This is a genomic window from Pseudarthrobacter sp. MOO13 (genome assembly GCF_058267655.1).
On the sequence record NZ_CM177848.1, the window covers coordinates 282,584 to 300,411 of the forward strand.

A 17,828-nucleotide genomic window follows, 5' to 3' on the forward strand; every position below is an offset into this window, starting at 1 on the left:
TTCGGGTGGGGGCTTGTGAAGAATGGGTTCCAGCCGGTACTGTCTGGTTATGACCAGTTCAGTGTGATTCATCCCACGGTCCGGTGTCAAGGAAGGAAAAATCCCTCCAGGACGGGCCGCCCGTGGCGAAAGAAGCCAGCATTGGTCGTACCTGGGCCGCCGGCCCAGGTGGAGGAAGATGTGCTCCGTGCGGGCACCGTCAGAAAGGGCAGCCATGTCCAAAGCAGAAAAAATCATCGAAGGCCTGGGCGGAGCCGGCAACATCGTGGAAGTGGAAGCGTGCATCACGCGGCTGCGCACCGAGGTGAAGGACTCCTCACTGGTCAATGAGGCCTCGCTCAAGGCTGCGGGAGCCCATGGCGTCCTGGCCGCCGGCACCGCCGTGCAGGTCATTGTGGGCCCGGAGGCGGACACACTGGCCGAAGACATCGAGGACCTCCTCTAGTGGCGCAGTCCTTGCCGGTCCATGCCCCCATCGGCGGGTCGGTCATTCCGCTGGCCGACGTGCCGGACCCCGTCTTCGCAGGCCAGATGGTGGGTTCCGGCGCGGCCGTGGAGCCGCCCGCCGGAGAGGCGTTCGACGTCGTGTCCCCCGTGGCGGGGAAAGTGGTCAAGATGCTGCCGCACGCCTTCGTGGTGGTCGAGCCGTCAGGCCGCGGCGTCCTGACACACGTAGGCATCGACACCGTCAAGCTCAAGGGCGAAGGCTTCAAGGTGCTGGTGGCGCAAGGAGACGTGGTCGAGGCCGGCGAGCCGGTCATGCACGTCGATCCCACGGCAGCCTTGGCTGCGGGCTACTCAATGGTGAGCCCCGTCGTCGTCCTGGATACCAAGCCGGACACTGCCACCTTGGTGGAGGCCGGGACCGTCAGTGCCGGCGAGCTGCTGTTTACGCTCGGCTGAACCGACTCACAAGCGGACCTCCATGCTGAGGGAATAGCGGTCCGAGCGGTACCAGGAGCGCGAATGCTCGATGGCCAGCGCGCCCGAATAGGACACGCGGTCAAACGCCAGCACCGGCGCTCCGGTGCCCGTCCCCAGGAGTGCCCCGATGTCGGCCGGGGCGCCCTCGGACCGGACGCTTTGGCGCGCCCGGTCGATCTGGTGGCCGAACTGCGCGGCCAGGGCCTTGTAGACGGAGCCGGTGAGGTCGATGCCCAGCAGTCCCGGCGCATGCTGGGGGTTGTACCAGGCGTCGTCCACGCTCACGGGCCGGCCGTCCGCAAGGCGGAGCCGCTTCAGATGGAACGCCTCCGCGCCCGGGGCGAGGCTGAGTGCGGCGGCCGTGTCCTCGGGGGCCGGGACTTGTTCGGCCACCAGGACCACCGTGCTGGGGACGTGGCCCATCGCCTCCATCTCCTGCGTGAACGAAGCCAGGTGCAGCGTGGACTGGACCGGGGAGTCCGCCACGAACGTCCCCTTCGCCGGAACCCGCACCAAGTGCCCTTCGTTGACCAGGCGGCCGATCGCGGCGCGCACGGTGATGCGGCTGACGCCGTAGGAATCCATGAGGGTCCGCTCGCTGGGAAGCCGGGCGCCGGGCTCCAGCTCCTCCTTGGCAAGTTTGAGGATGATGAGCCGGAGCTGCTCATGCTTGGGGACCTGGGTGTTATTGATGGGCGCGGTGGCCGCCTGCGCCGTGTTGCCGGGTGTGGCGGACATCCAGCCCCTCCTTCGTCTGGAGCGGTCCGGTTAGGACCACTTCCTCGGATTATTCCACACGGAGCCGTCCAGGGAGAGGCGTGTTGGCGGCGGGCTGCCGGACGCCTGGCCGGCAGCGGCAGTAAAGACGGAAAGGCCAGGACCTCGCTGTCCTGGCCTTCCCCTTTTTTGCCTTTACCTGCCGGGCAGGATGCCCTACTGTGCCTTGCTGCCGAACCCCACGCGGGCACTCCCATCCGCCGGGAGTTCGGGGATGACGTCGCGGGTTGGCGCGCCGCGGAACTTCGGCGAAGGATCCTGGCCTTCGGTCAGGCGCTGCAACTCCTGGCCTTCGAAATCCTCTTCCTTGCCGAGCAGGATGGCCGAGTCGTGGTTGGTGATTTCACCTTTGAAGGCCCGCACCATGACGCTGTGGTCAAACTGGCCCTCCCACTTGGACACCACGAACGTTGCCACGCAGTTCCCCAGCAGGTTCACCACAACACGCATCGAGTCCATGAGCCGGTCGGCGCCGAGGAGGAGCGCGACGCCGGCTACCGGAAAGATGCCCAGAGCGGCGGCCGTGGCCGACAGGGCCAGGAACGACGACCCCGGGACCCCTGCCATGCCCTTGGATGTCAGCAGCAGTACGCCCAGGGCTGCCAGCTGCTGGCCCAGGTCAAGGTGGTGGCCGAAGGCCTGGGCAAGGAACAGCAGGGAGATCGACAGGTAGATCGCCGCGCCGTCCAGGTTGAAGGAGTAGCCGGTGGGAACCACCAGGCCCGTGGTGGCCCGGGAGCAGCCCGCGTTGGTCAGCTTGGTCATGATCCGGGGCATCACCGCTTCGGTGGAAGCCGTGCCCAGGGCCAGCAGGAATTCTTCCCGGGTGTATTTGAGGAAATGCCAGAGCGGCACCCGGGCAAAGCCCCAGGCCACGACGAACAGCAGGCCAATGAACACCAGCGCAGCGCCGTAGCAGGCAGCAATCAGGACCGCATACGTGCTCAGCGTATCCAGCCCGTATTGGCCGATGATGAAGGCCATGGCACCGAACGCGCCGAGGGGAGCCACTTTCATGATCCAGGCCATGATCTTGAAGATCAGTTCCAGGATCGTTTCCATGACGTTGACCACCGGCATGCACCGCTCGCGGCCGATCACGACGATCGCTGCCCCGAAGAAGACGGAGAAGAAGAGGACCTGGAGGAGGCTGTTGCTGGCGAAGGCGCCGATGACGCTGGCGGGGATGATGTCCAGGATGAACGACGCCGCATCCTTGGGTGCCGCGGACCCGGTCTTCGCATCCAGGTCCGCCTGGGAGAGGGTGGACGGGTCGATGTTCAGCCCGGCGCCCGGCTGGACGATGTTGCCCACGATCAGGCCGAAGACAAGGGCGAACAGTGTGGCCCCGGTGAAGTAGAGCAGGGCCTTGACGCCAACCCGGCCGACCGCCTTGACGTCGCCAACGGCCGATATTCCGGTGACGATCACCAGGAAGATCAGCGGCGCGATGATCATCTTGATGAGTTTAATGAAGCCATCTCCGAGGGGCCTCAGTTGGGATCCGAGGTCCGGCCAGAAATGCCCGATGAGCACACCTGCCACGACGGCGATCAGAATCTGGAAGAAGAGCGACTTGTACAGCGGCTTCCTCTTCGCGGGCACCGAACTCGCCTTCAGTGCCTCAGGGTTAGGGATCTTCATTGACCTTTGCCTATCAATTGGGAACAGCCCGTTTTCGGGGCTCGTTTCCAACGTAATCCCGGTCACACTATTCCGCAAGAGGAAAACCAAATTCCACAATACGGAAGGCTAATCCGGCTTTGTGACTGCAGGCAGGGTCAGCCGCGAGATTATGTCGGCTGCCAGTTCATGGGCCGGGACCGAAGCGTCCAGCTTCACGAACCCCGCGTACTCCGGCAGTTCCCGGTATCCCGACTGGAATGAGGCGAGGTCATCAAGGGTCTCGGAATCCGTGCCACGTGCAACGATGCGGCGGTATGCTTCGGCGGGTTCGATGTCCAGGTGGAAGATGGCGTCCGGTTCCGGGAGGCGGGCGAGCAACCATGGAAGCAACCGGCCCCGTGGCAGTCCATTGGCGGTTCGCAGCGCCAGCTGGCAGTAGAGGTGCCGGTCCATGACAACCAAGCCGTCGTAGCGGCTGGCGCGCAGGTGTGAAACCAGCACGTTGCCCACCCTGAGGACGGTTTCGACGGCGTCGGACAACCTGGCGGGCAAGCCAACTCCCAACCTGGCGGCCAGCAGGGACATGACACGCCGGCCCGCATGGTTGTTGAGCAACCGGGCCCGGCCTCCCCGGGCCCGGACACCGGCGACCAGGGCACGGGCCGCCGTCGACTTCCCCGATCCGTCGATGCCTGTCAGCACAATGATCATCCGGCCTCCTCCGATGCCCCGTTTAACGCCGCGCCGGGGCGCAACGTCCCGGGTGAGGCGCAATTCACAGGGTGGGGAACGGCCGGGGCCCGGGCAGGCCGCCCGGAGCCAGCCGCCTACATGACCCCGGTAGGTACCAGCAGTGCCCACGCCAGCGCCGGCGCCACCAGGACCACGCCGCCCGCATAGAACATCAGCTGCTTGTAGACCCGCGGGCGGTCGTCGTCGCGGGCGTTGGCCACCACCAGGGCGCCGTCGGTGGAGAAGGGGGAGACATCGACGACGGTGGCGGCGACGGCCAGCGCGGCAATGGTCCCGGAAGGGCTGAGCGAGCTCGTGGCCAGCAGCGGGCCGGCCAGCGGGATGAAGGCGGTCAACAGGGCGGTGGAGGAGGCGAAAGCGGAGCCGACGCCAATCACGTAACACAGGATGAGGGCGATCAGCAGCGGCGCACCGAGTGCCAGGGCCTCCCCGGCGAGAGTGTCGATCACGCCTACATGCTGCAGCAGGGACACATAGGTGATCATGCCGGCCACCATCAGGACGGTGGACCAGGAGATCCCGCCGATGAACGACCGGTGTTCCCTGACGTTGATGAAGGCCAGCAGGAGGCCCGCGGAGAGCGCAACGAAGCCGATGGGCATGTGGAAGCCGAGGGTACACACGAGCATGCCGGCAATCAGTGCCAGCGTCAGTACCTGCTCGCCATGCGGGCGGCCGGTAGCGGTGTCGATGTCCTGGCCCCGGACGCCCGCGCCGTCGCGCAGCCTGCCCAGCAGGGCGAACAAGGCGATGGTCAGCACCGAGAGGAGCAGGTTCAGCGCGAAGCTGGCCAGGAACAGGCCCGCCTGGGAGATCGGGAAGCCGTTCCGGAGGGCAATGTCGTGGACCAGGACGCCGGCCACGGACAGCGGTGAGAACCCGCCTGCGTGGGCGCCGTTAACGATGAAGGCGCCCATGACCACCGGGTGGATGCGGGATTCATAGGCGAATCCGATGGCGGCCGGTGCCAGCAGCGCAATCGCGGCGGGGGAGAACGTGCCCAGGGAGGTGAGGGCGGCCGCGATCAGGAAGAACACCCATGGGAGCAGCAGCATCTTGCCGCGGACCATGCGCACGCAGCCCTTGACGATGAGGTCGATCGTGCCGTTCCGCTGGGCCATGCTGAAGAAATACGTGACGCCAATGATGGTCAGGACGATCGTGGCCGGGAAGGCCTCAAGGATCTGCCTGTCCGACATGCCCAGCATGAAGTACCCGACGCCGAAGGACGCCACGAGTCCCATCACACCGATGTTCAGCGGCCACTTGGTGGCGGCAACGAACATCACCACGAGTATCACCAGCGGGATGATCTGGACTGCAGTCATGCTCGGCTCCGGGTTCTGGGTGGCCGGCTGGCCATGCCGGCCATCGTCCACAGCAGGATACGACGCCGGGCGGAGCCGGACCGGGATGACGTCAAGGTTTCATCGAATACGAAATCCCAGGCCGTAGGCTGGAAGCCGGTCGGGGGTTCCCCGGCCGGTACAGCAGTTCCCAGGTGAAAGGCAGGACCATGACCGTTTCCAGCGACGATCCCCAGAACACCGCAGACCTCCGCGGGCCGGGCGACCCGGACGGGGCCAAGGACGAAACCAAGGACGACGTCACCAAGGCCCCGCAGTCCGGCCAGCACCTGGAACAGCCGGGAGCATCCAACATCCGCGAGGAACAGCAGGGCCATGCTGCCGGAACGGTCCCGGCATCGTATGTGGGGGGCGAAGAGGCTGACCCGGAACAGAAGCCCGAAGAGGCGCTGGCGGAGCCGGGCACCTGGGATGACGAAGTCTGACAATGATCACCCGCGCTGACATCGACCAGGCCGCGCAGCGGACAGCGGGCCTTGTCCGCAGGACACCCGTCCTGCAGGCGGATGCCGGCACCGCCGCCGGCCCGGTCTGGTTCAAATGCGAATTCATGCAGCACACGGGCACGTTCAAGGCCCGTGGCGCGCTGAACCGGATCCTGGCCAGCACGGAACGGGGTGAACTGCAGGCGGACGTGGGGGTGGTTGTGGCATCCGGCGGGAACGCGGGCCTGGCAAACGCCTATGCGGCGGCCCAGCTCGGGGTGCCTGCAACGGTCTTCGTTCCTGAAGCGGCACCGGCCGTCAAAGTCGGCAAGCTCAGGGCCATCGGTGCCACCGTGGTCCAGGGCGGTTCAGAGTACGCGGCCGCCTATCAGGCCGCCATTGCGCACGCCGAGAAGACCAGCGCCGTCTACTGCCATGCTTACGACCAGCCGGAAATTGCCGCCGGCGCCGGGACCGTGGGCTCCGAGTTGCTGGAACAGGTGCCGGAGGTGGACACCGTCCTGGTGGCCGTGGGCGGCGGGGGACTGATGGCCGGCGTGGCTGCCGCAGTGGAAGGCCGCGCCAAAGTGGTGGCTGTGGAACCGGAAACTGCGCCCACCCTCCACGCCGCCCTGGCGGCAGGGGAACCGGTGGACGTCGCGGTATCGGGCGTCGCCGCGGACTCCCTGGGTGCCCGCCGCATAGGCGACATCGGCTTCTCCGTCGCGGTCCGCTGCGGCGTCAAAAGCGTCCTGGTCTCCGATGAACAGATCGTCGCCGCCCGCTCCGCGCTGTGGAACGACTACCGGATTGTGGTGGAGCATGGTGCCGCAGCCGCCTACGCCGCGCTGGCCTCCGGGGCTTACGTGCCCGGGAAGGATGAACGTGTTGCCGTGATCCTGTGCGGCGCGAATACAGACCCGGCGACGCTCTGAAAGGTCACCGGCCGCCCGGAGGGGCGGCCGGTTCCTTCACCCGGCAGCCTAGCCGGCGGCCTGGCCGCAGAACTTGCTGTAGGTGCTGCCGGCCTCCTGGTAGCCGGACTGGAGATCGGCGAGCTTGTCCTTGTCCGGGTTCTCCTTGGCCTGCTCATCCGTGTACGCAAGGATCGAAGCGAGGGCGGGCTTGAGATCGTCCGACGCAACGGCGTGGATGGGGCGGATCTGGTTGGCGAGGTTGTTCATGCCCGTCTTGCCGGCGTTGTTGGCGGGGTTCGACACAACAGCCTGGATCCGCTCACAGGTTTCAGCGGTGGTCAGTTGGTGCGAGGCGGAGCAGGCCGTGGCGGAGGCAACGAGGCCGGCGGCAAACAGGGCTGTGGCGAGTTTCTTCATGGGTCCCTCAGTAGTGGTCAGAGGTTTCGATTGTAAGCAGATCGGGTACCTCCCCGCCTTCGGGGCGGCTTTCATTGCTTCTTCCCTTGGTCCCTTTCTGCCCTGCAGTCGGCTCATCGAGGACCCGCCACGCGCCACCGAGCGCACCACTGGCCGGCAGGAGGACCTGCCGGCCAGTGGTTGAACCCGCTGCTGCAGGGTCAGATGGTCCGCGGGGCCTTGGCCAGGTTGGCGGTCAGCTCAGCGGCCGTCTGCCGCTTCACGTAGGCCGGGCGGTCACGCTCCACCCGCCAGCTTTCCGAGAGCGGCCCGACGTTGACCGTGTCGAAACCGAACTCGTCGTACAGGCGCGTGACCAGTTCGGCGGCCTCCGGGTAGTCGCTGGCGGTGGCCAGCGCACGCCGGTTTTCGGTTCCCGCCGGAGTTCCGTCTGAGGTGATGTCCTTGGCCATGATGTGGTTGAATCCCTTGGCCACCTTGGACTCGGGCAGGTGCTCCTGGAGCAGGCCGGAGGTGGTGGCCTCGCCGTTGTCCAGGGCGGGAATCCTGCCGTCCCGCTCCCAGTAGTAGTTGTTCGTGTCGATGACAATCTTGCCGGCCAGCGGCTCGGCCGGAATGTCCTTGTAGTTCTTCAGCGGCACCGTGACCACGGCAAAGTCCCCGGCGGCTGCAGCCTCGGCTGCGGTGGCGGCGCGGGCCTTGGGGCCAAGCTCAGCCACCAGTTCCTGGAGGGTTTCCGGCCCTCGGGAGTTGCTGATGACCGCGTCGTAGCCCAGCTCCACGGCCTTCCGTGCAACCTGGCTGCCAATATGTCCTGCACCGATGATTCCGATTGTTGTCATACGGGCGGCAACACCGGGCCGCGCCAGGATATTTCAGGGCCCTGCCAGTGCGTCAGTTCTGTGGGCTGCGGGAATGCTGTGCGGCCCGGTCCACGATTTCGTGCGCAATCGCATGGACCTTCTTGTTCAGCGACTGGCTTTGTTGGTTGATCAGCTCATAGGCTTCGTCCGCGGTGACGCCGGTGCGGCCCATCAGGATGCCTTTTGCCTGTTCGATGACCGCGCGGTTGCGGGCCGACGCGGCGACTGCTTCCGTTGCCAGCTGGTGCCGGTCCGTATGGATCGATTGGGTCAGATCCACCACCACACCCCAGACGCCCACCGGGGTACCGTTTTCGATGATGAAGTCCGCCGAGAAGAGCAGCTTGTGCTGCCGGTCCTTTCGGTCCCGGATGGACACGTAGATCGATGACGGGCCGCCCGATGCCGCCACGCGGTCCCAGAACGCCTGCACGGTGGGCCTGTCGTCCGGTTCGATGTGGGCGAGGGCCATGTCCATTGAGGGGATGACGTCGCCACGCTCGTAGCCGTAAATTCGGTACAGGTCATCAGACCAGCGGAAGATGCCGTCGGAGAAGAAATATTCCACCAGCCCGGTGGGGCAGTTGAGGTACGCGGGGCTAAGATCCTCCGCTGATTCCGGAAGTGAAGAGATGCTGTTGGAGGTCACAGTGGGGCCGTTCGACGTGCTGTATCCGGGCTCCCCTGGCCCGGAAATTCAAGTGAACAGAATATAGCAGTTCCCGTCTCGCCGGGATGGGCCCTTGTGCGCTTACATTCCCAGGTAGCGGCCGGGCCGGTGGTTCAGGGCCAGGACCAGGTTCAACAGGGTGGCGCCCACCGCGGACAGGACCACCATCAGCGGAGCAACGAGGACGAGGGATGCCAGGACGATGGCCACGTCAAGCATCATCTGGACGTAGCCTGCGCGCCACGCGAACTTCTCCTGCAGGAGCAGGGCCAGAATGTTGAAACCGCCCAGGCTGGATTTGTGCCGGAACAGGATCAGCAGCCCGACGCCGGCGAGCAGGTTTCCGCCCAGCACGCCGTACAGCGGGTCCAGGTGCACGGAGCCGAACGCGGCCGGGTGCACGCCGGCCAGCACCGAGACCAGTGCAATGGCCGCCCCCGTGCGAAGGGCGAAATCCCAGCCTTTCTTCCAGACTGCAAGGGCGAAGAACGGCAGGTTGACCGCAAAGAAGATGATGCCGAACGGCAAGGGCACGGTGTAGCTGACCAGCAGCGCCAGGCCGGCGGTTCCGCCCGTCACCGCCCCGCTCGACTTGAGCAGGAACAAGCCCAAGGACGCTGCGAAGGTGCCGGTGAGGATGCCCAGGACGTCCTCGACTGCCGAATGACGGACGGCCGACGACGGCCCTGGACGCGCCGCCGTCGGCCCTTCCTGGTGCCCGCGGCCGTCCATGCTGGGTGCGGCGGCGGTGGTTTCCGCGGGGGCGCTCACTGGGCCGCGCCCGACTGGGGCAGGAACCGTCCGCGATTGGCAAGGACGGCAAGCACCCTGTCGTTCGTGTCCGGGTCCGCAAGCGTAATCCGGACGCCGTCCTTGGCGTAGCCGCGGGCCAGGATGTCGGCCTCACCCAGGGCGGCGAGGACCTGTTCGCGGAGCTCGTCGGATGCGCGGAGCCAGTAGAAGTTCGCCTGGCTGTCCGGTACGTCCCAGCCATGGCCGCGGAGGGCGTCGATGACCCGGCTGCGTTCCGCCGCCACCGCCTCCGTCCGCCGGAGGATTTCGTCCCCGGCCGCAAGGGAGGCAACCGCGGCGGCCTGCGCCATCCTGTTCACGCCGAACGGCACGGCGGTGCGCCGGAGGCCCTCCGCGATTTGCGGCCGGGCGATCGCGTAGCCGATCCGCAGGCCGGCGAGTCCGTAGGCCTTTGAGAAAGTGCGCAGGATACAAAGGTTGGGGTACCGGCGGTAGAAATCCAGGGCATCAACGCCGGGTCCGCGCTGGAACTCGATGTAGGCCTCGTCCAGCACCACCAGCACCCGCGGCGGGACGGACTGGAGGAACTCCTCCAGCTGGCTGGCGCTGATGGAGACCCCCGTGGGGTTGTTGGGTGAACACAGGATCACCAGCCGGGTGCGGTCCGTGATGGCAGCCGCCATGGCGGGAAGGTCGTGCTGCTCATTGGCGAGGAGCGGCACGGGCACCGAAACGGCGCCGGCCACCGCCACCAGGATGGGGTAGGCCTCGAAGGAGCGCCATGCGAACACCACTTCGTCGCCGTGGCCGCACACGGCCGAAATGATCTGCTGGAGCACCCCGGAACTGCCCGGGCCGGCAGAGACTTCCTCGGCTGCGACACCGAAATGCCGGGCAATGGCTTCCCGGGCCTCCGGCGCTCCCAGGCCGGGGTACCGGTGGATCCGGCCCGCTTCCGCCGAAATCGCCTCCACAACCGACGGCAGGGGAGCGAAGTGGCTCTCGTTGGCGGCCAGGGCGGCCGTCAAATCAGTCTGCGCGCCCCTGCCTGCCACGTAGGCGGGCAGCTGGGCGACGGCGGCACGGAGTTCCGGCATGGCGGCATGGGGAAGGGTAGCGGTCATGGACAGCATGGTGGGGTGAGGCAGGACGTCTGCGCAACACAGACGTCCCGGGCAGGACAGATCAGGCACCTACTTGCCGGGAAAGTGGCAAAATGCTCACTATGCACCACATTGATGCCCTGGACGCCGAGATCCTCCTCACACTCGACCAGGACCCCCAAGCCACCGTCCTTTCACTGTCCCGGACGTTGGGCGTGGCCCGTAACACCGTGCACGCCAGGCTGAGGCGGCTGGTGAACGACGGCAGCCTGGCCCCTTTCAGCCAGCGGGTGCGCACAGCGGCGCTGGGGCTGCCGCTGGTTGCCTTCATCTCGATTTCCATCAGCCAGTCATCCAGCGACCAGGCCGTAGCGGCACTGCAGACCATCCCGGAAATTATCGAAATGCACGCCACGACCGGGGACGCGGACCTGCTCGCCAAAGTGGCTGCGAAGGACCCCGCCGATCTCCACCGGATCACCAACGCGATGCTGGCCATCGACGGCGTCGTCCGCACCAGCACCGCGATGTCTCTGGTGGAAGTGATGCCCACCCGGACCCTGCCCCTGCTGCGGGCAGCCGCGCGGAAGTAGCGGGACCGCCGTCAGGCAAGCTGGTCCAGGGCGTCGATGAGCGCGTCCACGAATGCGGTCAGGATGGCCGGCTGGGTGCGGCCGGTGATGGTCTGGATCTGGCCTTGGCGTTGCCGCAGCACCGGGTGCTCCAGGGTGACGGTCACCAGGTCCTCCTTGTCGCGCCGGTCCAGCGACAGGCCACCCACCAGCGAAACGCCGGCGAACGGAAAGAAACGTAACAGAACAATTTCTCCCATTCGGATCCCGTCAAAGCCTTGACTGAAATTGTCAGGCGCTGATAGACGTTAAGGGCAGAAAGCGTTTCCTCGCAGCAATCCTCCTCAAAATCACTCGTGAGGGGGACTGTCCACTGTGAATGAAACGTTCCAAAATGGCTGGGCGGTGCCCTGTGCTGCCGCCGCATCAAAGGAGATGTTCTTTTGGCAAACCCCTCAATGTATTCCCCGACGCCCCGGACAGGCAGGGCGCCTAAGGCTGCTGCCGCCGCCCTGGCGGCTGCAGCGATTGCGTTCACCGGCCTCCCGGCCGCGGCTGCGGACCCCGCGGCGCCGGCAAATTCCGGCTCCCCGGCTGTCCCGGCAGCGCCGGCAGGGCAGCAGCTGAAGCGGCAGGTGGAAAGCCTTGACCGGGCCCCGGTCGCCGTCCTGACGGACCAGGGCGTCTCGCTGGGCTGGCGGATGCTGGGCCTGGACAAGGACAGCGTGGGCTTCCACGTCATCCGCGACGGCGTCCAGATCACCGATCAGCCCGTCCGTGGCACCACCACCTACGTGGACCCCGCAGGTAAGGCGGACTCCACGTACGTCATCAAGACCGTGGGCAACGGCGAGGGGCAGGACAAGCTGAGCGCCGGGTTCAGTCCGCTGGCCCAAAACTGCCTGCCCATCAAGCTGGACAAGCCGGCCGACGGCGTCACCCCGGCGGGGCAGGCCTACACCTACAGTGCCAACGACTCGAGCGTGGCGGACCTGGACGGCGACGGCGCCTACGAAATCATCCAGCTGTGGAATCCCTCCAACGCGAAGGACAACTCCCAGTCCGGGTACACCGGAAACGTCTACGTGGACGCCTACAAGATGGACGGCACCAAACTCTGGCGCATCGACCTGGGCCGCAACATCCGCGCCGGCGCCCACTACACCCAGATGCTCGCCTACGACTTCGACGGCGACGGCAAGGCCGAAGTTGCCTTCAAGACCGCGGACGGCACCACGGATGCCGCGGGCACCGTCATTGGCGACCCGGCGGCTGACTACCGCAACAGCGCGGGCTATGTCCTGTCCGGGCCGGAATTCCTCACGGTGTTCAATGGGGCTGCCGGCACCGCCATGGACACCGTTCCCTATGATCCGCCCCGCGGCACCGTCACCGCCTGGGGGGACGGCTACGGCAACCGCGTGGACCGGTTCCTCAGTGCTGTGGCATACCTCGACGGCGAGCATCCGTCCATGATGTTCAGCCGCGGCTATTACACCCGTACCGTCCTGGTCAGCTATGACCTGGTGAACGGCAAGCTGGCCAAGCGGTGGAAGTTCGATTCCGACGCTGCCGGGGCTGAATACAAGGGCCAGGGCAACCACAACCTCTCCGTGGCGGACGTGGACCAGGATGGCAAGGACGAGTTCGTCTTTGGCTCCATGACCATCGACGACGACGGCCAGCCGCTGTACAACACCAAGCTTGGCCACGGCGACGCCATCCATACCGGCGACCTCGATCCCTCCCGGCCCGGCCTGGAAACGTTCGCGGTGCACGAGGACATGCGGTCGAGTGGAAACCGCGGTGCCACCTTCCGTGACGCCGCCACCGGTGAGGTCCTGTGGAGCATCCCGGCCTTCAAGGACACCGGCCGCGGCGCCACCGGCGACATCGACCCCCGTTTCCCGGGTTCGGAGAGCTGGGCGGTGGGTGGCGACGCCGCGTGGAACTCCACCGTCGGCTACCTGATGTCCGCCAAGGGTGAGCGGATTTCCGACAAGATTCCCGCCGCCAACTTCATGGCCTGGTGGGACGGCGACCTGCTGCGGGAGATCGTGGACCACGATTTCGACGCCGTGGCCGGCTATGGCGTGCCCACCATTTCCAAGTGGAATTGGGAAACGGAGTCCAGCGACCGGCTGTTGACCGCCACCGGCGCCCGCACCAACAACTACACCAAGGGCAACCCGTCGCTGCAGGCGGACCTCCTGGGCGATTGGCGCGAAGAGCTCGTGTACCCGTCGGCTGACAGCACAGAGTTGCGGATTTATACCAGCACCTCACACACCGACGTCCGGCTCCGCACCCTGATGCACGATCCCATGTACCGGACCGGCGTAGCGCGCGAGACCGTGGGCTACAACCAGCCCCCGCACCCGAGCTTCTTCCTCGGTGAGGGCATGCAGGCCCCGGCCTTGCCGGCGGTCTACTACGCCGGCAAGGCCAAGTAGCACGGAGAAGAAAGCGCGGCCGCTCCGCCCCATCCGGGGGCGGGGCGGCCGTCTTTTTATGTGCTCGGCCGCGGATGCATGATCCGCATCTGGTCCCAGGTCCGCTCCGAGGCCGCAATGCTCCGGGTGGACCGTTCACGGTCCAGGGAGGCCAGCTCGACGGCCACCGCCTGCACTGCGGCAACGGCTCCCGTGAGGGAGGGGAAGAAGCCCGCGCTTTCGGCGGGGACCACGATCTTATGAACGGCGTGCGCTGCCACCGGCGAACTTGCGGTGTCGGTGATGCTGACGATCCGGGCCCCGAGCTGATGGGCGATGTCCACGGCGCGGACTGTGCTGTCATAGACCCGCCAGAGGCTGATGGCAATGACCAGGTCGTCCGGGGTCAGGCGCGCGACCGCATTGGTCAACGCTGCCACATCGGCATCCAGCAGCCGGACGTCATAGCCGGCGATGATGCCGTTGTGCTCCAGCGCCTTGCCCGGAATGGCATAGCTGCCGGCGGCGACGATGAGGGTCTGCCGCGCACCTGCCATGGCCTCCGCAACGGCATGGATCACGGCAGGGTCCACGGTCCGCTCCAAGTGGGCCAGGTTGGACCGGTCTGTGGTCAGGGATGCCTGCGCCGGGCTGCTCACATGGCCGTTGTGTTGTGCGGCGATCTCCACGGCACTCAAGGAGGCCAGGAAGCGGGAGCGGAGTTCGAACTGGAACTCCGCCCAGCCCTTGAACCCAAGTGTCTGGGCGGTCCGGGTCACGGTTGAGGCATTCGACGACGCTGCGGCGGCTATGTCGCTGACGGAGCCGTAGGAAGCCAGCCGCGGCTGGGAGCGAAGGACGCCCAAGACCTGCAGCTGGCGGGCCGCAAGCTTCCGCCCCTGGGCCTGGCCATCGAGCCATTCGGTCAAGGTGGCGCTGTTAACTTCTTGTTTCACCTATTGACCTCCGCAAGTGATGCACGTAACTTCAATCTACATGCACAGATCTGTGCAAATCCTAAAAACTGTACAACTTGGCCCACTTCGGCAGGATTCCCAATGTCTCTCACAGCACGCCTGGACCGGCTCCCACTCAGTCGTCCACACTACAAGCTCCTCCTCATCGGAGGGCTCGGTTACTCCTTTGACGGCATGGATGGCGCCGTGGTGGCCTTCCTGCTGCCGCGCATCCAGGAGATCTGGGGCCTGAGCACCGCAAGCCTGGGCCTGGTCGGCTCGGCGGCGCCGCTGGGCTTCTTCTTCGGTGCCATCCTGTCCGGCTGGCTGGGTGACCGGTTCGGCCGGAAGAAGGTCATGCTGTGGGCGCTTGCCTTTTACTGCGCCATGTCCGTGGTGGCCGCCGTCGCCCCGAACTTCGAAGTCTTCCTTGTTGCCCGGGTCCTGGCGGGACTCGGGGCCGGCGCGGAGAGCGTCATCATCGCCCCGTTCCTTTCGGAGTTCATTCCGCCCAAGCGGCGCGGCTGGTTCATCGGGACCCTGGCCGGGTTCTTTTCGTTCGGCTTCGTGGCCGCGGCACTCATCGGCCGGTTTGTGGTTCCCCTGGGTGACGACGGCTGGCGGTGGGCCCAGGTCATTACCGCCGTCCCCATCCTCCTGCTTCTTTGGTGGCGCCGCAGCCTTCCCGAATCACCCCGCTTCCTCATGAGCCAGGGCCGTGCGGCGGAGGCTGAACGGGTGGTGGAAGGGTTCGAGCAGAAGGTGCTCCTCGCCACCGGCAAGGAGCTTCCGGTGGTGGAAGCCGGTGGGGAAGACATCACCAAACACGGGCAGAAGATCAGCATCTGGAACGCCCTGAAGGTCATGTGGTCTCCCGCCCTGCGTCGGAGGACCGCCGTGATCTGGCTGATCTGGTTCGTGATCACCTTCTCCTACTACGGATTCTTTTCCTGGATCCCCACCTTGTTGGTGGGGCGCGGAATTACCGTCACCAAGAGTTTCGAATACTCCATCATCATTTACCTTGCGCAGATCCCCGGCTACTTCTCCGCGGCCTGGCTGTGCGACCGGATCGACCGCAAGAACACCATCGCCCTGTACCTGGCGGGCTCGGCCCTCAGTGCGTTCTGGCTGAGCCAGTCCAACGATTCCGGGATGATCCTGGTGGCCGCGGCAACGCTGTCCTTCTTCCTCAACGGCACCTACGCCGGGGTTTACGCCTACACCCCGGAACTCTTCCCCACCTGGATGCGCGCCACCGGCGTCGGACTGGCCAGCGCGGTAGGGCGCGTGGGCAGCATCCTGGCGCCGTCCATCATCGGTGTGTTCGCCGCAACGCTCGGCTTCGGCGGCGTGTTCACCATGACCACAGTGGTCTTGGCCGTGGGCGTTCTCGGAGTCGTCATCTTCGGAACGTCCACGGCGGGCAAATCGCTGGAAGACATCAATGCCCGCACCGAACCCGAGCAGGCAGCCGTGTTGGGAGGCGGCAAATGACGCAGGATCCCAACCCCGCCTTCCAGGAAATCTACGAGCACCTCCGCCGCGAACCGGGCGTCATCCTGTTCACCGCGCTGCGCTGGCTGCCGGGGCCCTCCGTGCTCCGAAGGGTCTCCACCAGCCACCCGGTGGACTACCCGCTGGGTGCCGAAAAGTCGGTGGAAATCTCCGAAGGCTGGCTTGACACTGTCATAGCCAACCAGCAGCCGTTCCTCGCTCCCGATGCCGCCGCCCTCGCGGAGGTGTTCACGGACGTCGCCTTGATCCAGTCCCTGGGCTGCGGCGCAGTGATCAACATCCCGGTGACAAGCCACGGCGAGGTGGTGGGCGTCTTGGCATTGCTCGACGCCGAGGGGCAGTACACCGGCCACAGCCTGGACGCGGCGTCCGCGGCAGTGTCCGCTGCCTCCGAAAGGCTTGCCGCAGCCTTCATCGATTCAGACCAAACCATTACGACAGGAAAGGATGCAGTCCTCCCGTGACCTCCTCCACCGAACCACTCGTCATCAGGAACGCCCACGTCCTGGATATCCATGCCGGCACCTTCTCCTTGGCCGACGTCGTGACCTCCGACGGAAAAATCCGCAGCGTTGGGCCTGGTGCGGAAGCGCCGGATAATGCGCGGGTCATCGATGGCACGGGCAAATACGTCATTCCCGGCCTCATTGACGCCCACGTCCACGTGGTGGCTTCCAGCGCGGACTTCCGGTCCTTGACCTGGACGCCCGCCTCGTACGTGTACGCCCAGACTGCGAGGATCATGCAGGGCATGCTGAGCCGGGGCTTCACCACCGTGCGCGACCTCTCAGGCGCCGACTTTGGCCTGGCGAAAGCCCAGGCCGAGGGGCTCCTGGAGGGGCCGAAGCTGCACTTTTGCGGCCGCGCCCTCAGCCAGACCGGTGGCCACGGCGACATGCGCCTTCCCGGCGAGGACCACGAACCCAACGGCCGGGGATGCTGTGGCATCGGGCGGGTGGCGGACGGCGTGGACGCCGTGCGCGCCGCCGCCCGCGACGAGCTCCGCAAGGGGGCCCACCACATCAAGATCATGGCGTCCGGAGGGGTGTCTTCCCCGACGGACCGCATCGACTCCACCCAGTACTCGCTCGAGGAGATGCGGGCCGCCGTCGAAGAAGCGGAAGCGGCCAACCGCTACGTGGCAGCCCACGCCTACACGGCCCGGGCCATCAACCGCGCCCTCGAATCTGGGGTCAGGTCCATTGAACACGGCAACCTCCTTGACGACGAGAGCCTGCGGCTCTTCCTGGAGAGGGATGCCTTCCTGGTGCCCACCCTGGTGACTTACTGGGCGCTGAAGGAAGAAGGCAAGGAGTTTGGCTTGACCGAGGAGATGTGGGCAAAGGTGGATTCAGTCCTCAGCAGCGGCCTGGAAGCGATCGCCCGGGCGCACGAGGCCGGCGTGAAGATGGTGTACGGCTCGGACCTGCTGGGCGGGATGCACCGGCACCAGAACGAGCAGTTCCGGCTGCTGGGCAAGGTCCAGCCGGCCATCGACGCCATCCGGTCCGCGACCACCACCGCCGCCGAACTGCTGGGCCGCCCGGGTGAACTGGGAGTCATCGCCCCCGGAGCGGACGCTGATGTGCTGGTGCTCTCGGCGGACCCGGTGGAGGACATTGCCGTGCTGGCGGACATCGCCGACCACCTGGAATACGTAGTCCAGGATGGCACCGTCGTCGGCGGACGCGCCTGACGCTCCTGCGAACGGAAACGGGCGACGACGGCACCTGGCCAGGTGCCGTCGTCGCCCGT

General features: G+C 66.2%; 20 protein-coding genes. 9 read left to right on the forward strand and 11 right to left on the reverse strand.

Annotated elements, in window-relative coordinates:
• The first annotated feature begins 214 nt into the window (after positions 1–214).
• Positions 215–445, forward strand: coding sequence for a PTS sugar transporter subunit IIB (locus tag AC4EEO_RS01225; protein WP_018760887.1), 231 nt, complete (start codon positions 215–217; stop codon positions 443–445).
• Positions 445–903 carry a PTS sugar transporter subunit IIA gene (locus AC4EEO_RS01230; RefSeq protein WP_491330695.1) on the forward strand — a complete coding sequence of 153 codons (459 nt, stop codon included), beginning with the start codon at positions 445–447 and terminating at the stop codon, positions 901–903. The genes AC4EEO_RS01225 and AC4EEO_RS01230 overlap by 1 nt, the downstream gene beginning before the upstream one ends.
• 6 nt (positions 904–909) lie before the next feature.
• Here AC4EEO_RS01230 and AC4EEO_RS01235 read toward each other — a convergent pair whose 3' ends face one another.
• The 4 genes from AC4EEO_RS01235 to AC4EEO_RS01250 all read right to left on the reverse strand — a co-directional run bounded on the left by AC4EEO_RS01235 (position 910) and on the right by AC4EEO_RS01250 (position 5,408).
• Entirely contained in the window at positions 910–1,662 is a 753-nt protein-coding gene (locus tag AC4EEO_RS01235) for a GntR family transcriptional regulator (RefSeq protein ID WP_018760889.1), read from the reverse strand.
• A 195-nt stretch (positions 1,663–1,857) separates the two neighbouring features.
• Positions 1,858–3,345 (reverse strand): cation:dicarboxylate symporter family transporter, encoded by a 1,488-nt coding sequence (locus AC4EEO_RS01240; RefSeq protein WP_491339693.1) that lies wholly within the window; start codon positions 3,343–3,345, stop codon positions 1,858–1,860.
• A gap of 108 nt (positions 3,346–3,453) precedes the next feature.
• Positions 3,454–4,038, reverse strand: a complete 585-nt coding sequence (locus tag AC4EEO_RS01245) for a dTMP kinase (protein WP_491339694.1) — start codon at positions 4,036–4,038, stop codon at positions 3,454–3,456.
• A gap of 116 nt (positions 4,039–4,154) precedes the next feature.
• Positions 4,155–5,408: an SLC13 family permease gene (locus AC4EEO_RS01250; protein ID WP_133831827.1), complete on the reverse strand. Its 1,254-nt coding sequence runs from the start codon at positions 5,406–5,408 to the stop codon at positions 4,155–4,157.
• A gap of 188 nt (positions 5,409–5,596) precedes the next feature.
• Between AC4EEO_RS01250 and AC4EEO_RS01255 the strand changes: the two genes are divergently transcribed.
• On the forward strand, positions 5,597–5,872 hold the full coding sequence (locus tag AC4EEO_RS01255) for a hypothetical protein (RefSeq protein WP_018760893.1): 276 nt from the start codon (positions 5,597–5,599) through the stop codon (positions 5,870–5,872).
• Between the two features lie 2 nt (positions 5,873–5,874).
• Complete coding sequence (locus tag AC4EEO_RS01260; RefSeq protein ID WP_491339695.1) at positions 5,875–6,807, forward strand: threonine/serine dehydratase; 933 nt, start codon at positions 5,875–5,877, stop codon at positions 6,805–6,807.
• A 48-nt stretch (positions 6,808–6,855) separates the two neighbouring features.
• On the opposite strand, the gene AC4EEO_RS01265 is transcribed toward AC4EEO_RS01260, so the two are convergent.
• The 5 genes from AC4EEO_RS01265 to hisC form a co-directional block, all read right to left on the reverse strand.
• Complete coding sequence (locus AC4EEO_RS01265; RefSeq protein WP_018760895.1) at positions 6,856–7,206, reverse strand: hypothetical protein; 351 nt, start codon at positions 7,204–7,206, stop codon at positions 6,856–6,858.
• 200 nt (positions 7,207–7,406) lie between these two features.
• Positions 7,407–8,075, reverse strand: a complete 669-nt coding sequence (locus tag AC4EEO_RS01270; protein WP_491340379.1) for an NADPH-dependent F420 reductase — start codon at positions 8,073–8,075, stop codon at positions 7,407–7,409.
• Positions 8,076–8,100: 25 nt separating this feature from the next.
• On the reverse strand, positions 8,101–8,718 hold the full coding sequence (locus AC4EEO_RS01275) for a PAS and ANTAR domain-containing protein (protein WP_109045632.1): 618 nt from the start codon (positions 8,716–8,718) through the stop codon (positions 8,101–8,103).
• A gap of 102 nt (positions 8,719–8,820) precedes the next feature.
• Positions 8,821–9,471, reverse strand: a complete 651-nt coding sequence (locus AC4EEO_RS01280; RefSeq protein ID WP_491340380.1) for a YitT family protein — start codon at positions 9,469–9,471, stop codon at positions 8,821–8,823.
• A 35-nt stretch (positions 9,472–9,506) separates the two neighbouring features.
• Complete coding sequence (hisC, locus tag AC4EEO_RS01285) at positions 9,507–10,625, reverse strand: histidinol-phosphate transaminase (RefSeq protein ID WP_491339696.1); 1,119 nt, start codon at positions 10,623–10,625, stop codon at positions 9,507–9,509.
• An 83-nt stretch (positions 10,626–10,708) separates the two neighbouring features.
• Between hisC and AC4EEO_RS01290 the strand changes: the two genes are divergently transcribed.
• The gene (locus tag AC4EEO_RS01290; RefSeq protein ID WP_165838029.1) at positions 10,709–11,188 is read left to right on the forward strand and encodes an Lrp/AsnC family transcriptional regulator; all 480 of its coding nucleotides are present in this window, start codon (positions 10,709–10,711) and stop codon (positions 11,186–11,188) included.
• A gap of 11 nt (positions 11,189–11,199) precedes the next feature.
• Here the strand turns inward: AC4EEO_RS01290 and AC4EEO_RS01295 are convergent, their stop codons facing one another.
• Positions 11,200–11,427, reverse strand: coding sequence for a hypothetical protein (locus AC4EEO_RS01295; protein ID WP_491339697.1), 228 nt, complete (start codon positions 11,425–11,427; stop codon positions 11,200–11,202).
• Between the two features lie 198 nt (positions 11,428–11,625).
• Between AC4EEO_RS01295 and AC4EEO_RS01300 the strand changes: the two genes are divergently transcribed.
• Positions 11,626–13,620: a rhamnogalacturonan lyase gene (locus AC4EEO_RS01300; RefSeq protein WP_491340381.1), complete on the forward strand. Its 1,995-nt coding sequence runs from the start codon at positions 11,626–11,628 to the stop codon at positions 13,618–13,620.
• Positions 13,621–13,676: 56 nt separating this feature from the next.
• Here AC4EEO_RS01300 and AC4EEO_RS01305 read toward each other — a convergent pair whose 3' ends face one another.
• On the reverse strand, positions 13,677–14,555 hold the full coding sequence (locus tag AC4EEO_RS01305; protein WP_018760903.1) for a MurR/RpiR family transcriptional regulator: 879 nt from the start codon (positions 14,553–14,555) through the stop codon (positions 13,677–13,679).
• A 102-nt stretch (positions 14,556–14,657) separates the two neighbouring features.
• Between AC4EEO_RS01305 and AC4EEO_RS01310 the strand changes: the two genes are divergently transcribed.
• Genes AC4EEO_RS01310 through AC4EEO_RS01320 form a run of 3 tightly spaced genes read left to right on the forward strand, consistent with a single transcriptional unit; the run spans position 14,658 to position 17,769 of the window.
• A complete protein-coding gene (locus AC4EEO_RS01310) occupies positions 14,658–16,052 on the forward strand; it encodes an MFS transporter (RefSeq protein WP_018760904.1) in 1,395 nt (464 codons plus the stop codon).
• On the forward strand, positions 16,049–16,537 hold the full coding sequence (locus AC4EEO_RS01315; RefSeq protein ID WP_133831818.1) for a GAF domain-containing protein: 489 nt from the start codon (positions 16,049–16,051) through the stop codon (positions 16,535–16,537). The genes AC4EEO_RS01310 and AC4EEO_RS01315 overlap by 4 nt, the downstream gene beginning before the upstream one ends.
• Positions 16,534–17,769 carry a metal-dependent hydrolase family protein gene (locus AC4EEO_RS01320; RefSeq protein ID WP_018760906.1) on the forward strand — a complete coding sequence of 412 codons (1,236 nt, stop codon included), beginning with the start codon at positions 16,534–16,536 and terminating at the stop codon, positions 17,767–17,769. The genes AC4EEO_RS01315 and AC4EEO_RS01320 overlap by 4 nt, the downstream gene beginning before the upstream one ends.
• The last annotated feature ends 59 nt before the right edge of the window (positions 17,770–17,828 follow it).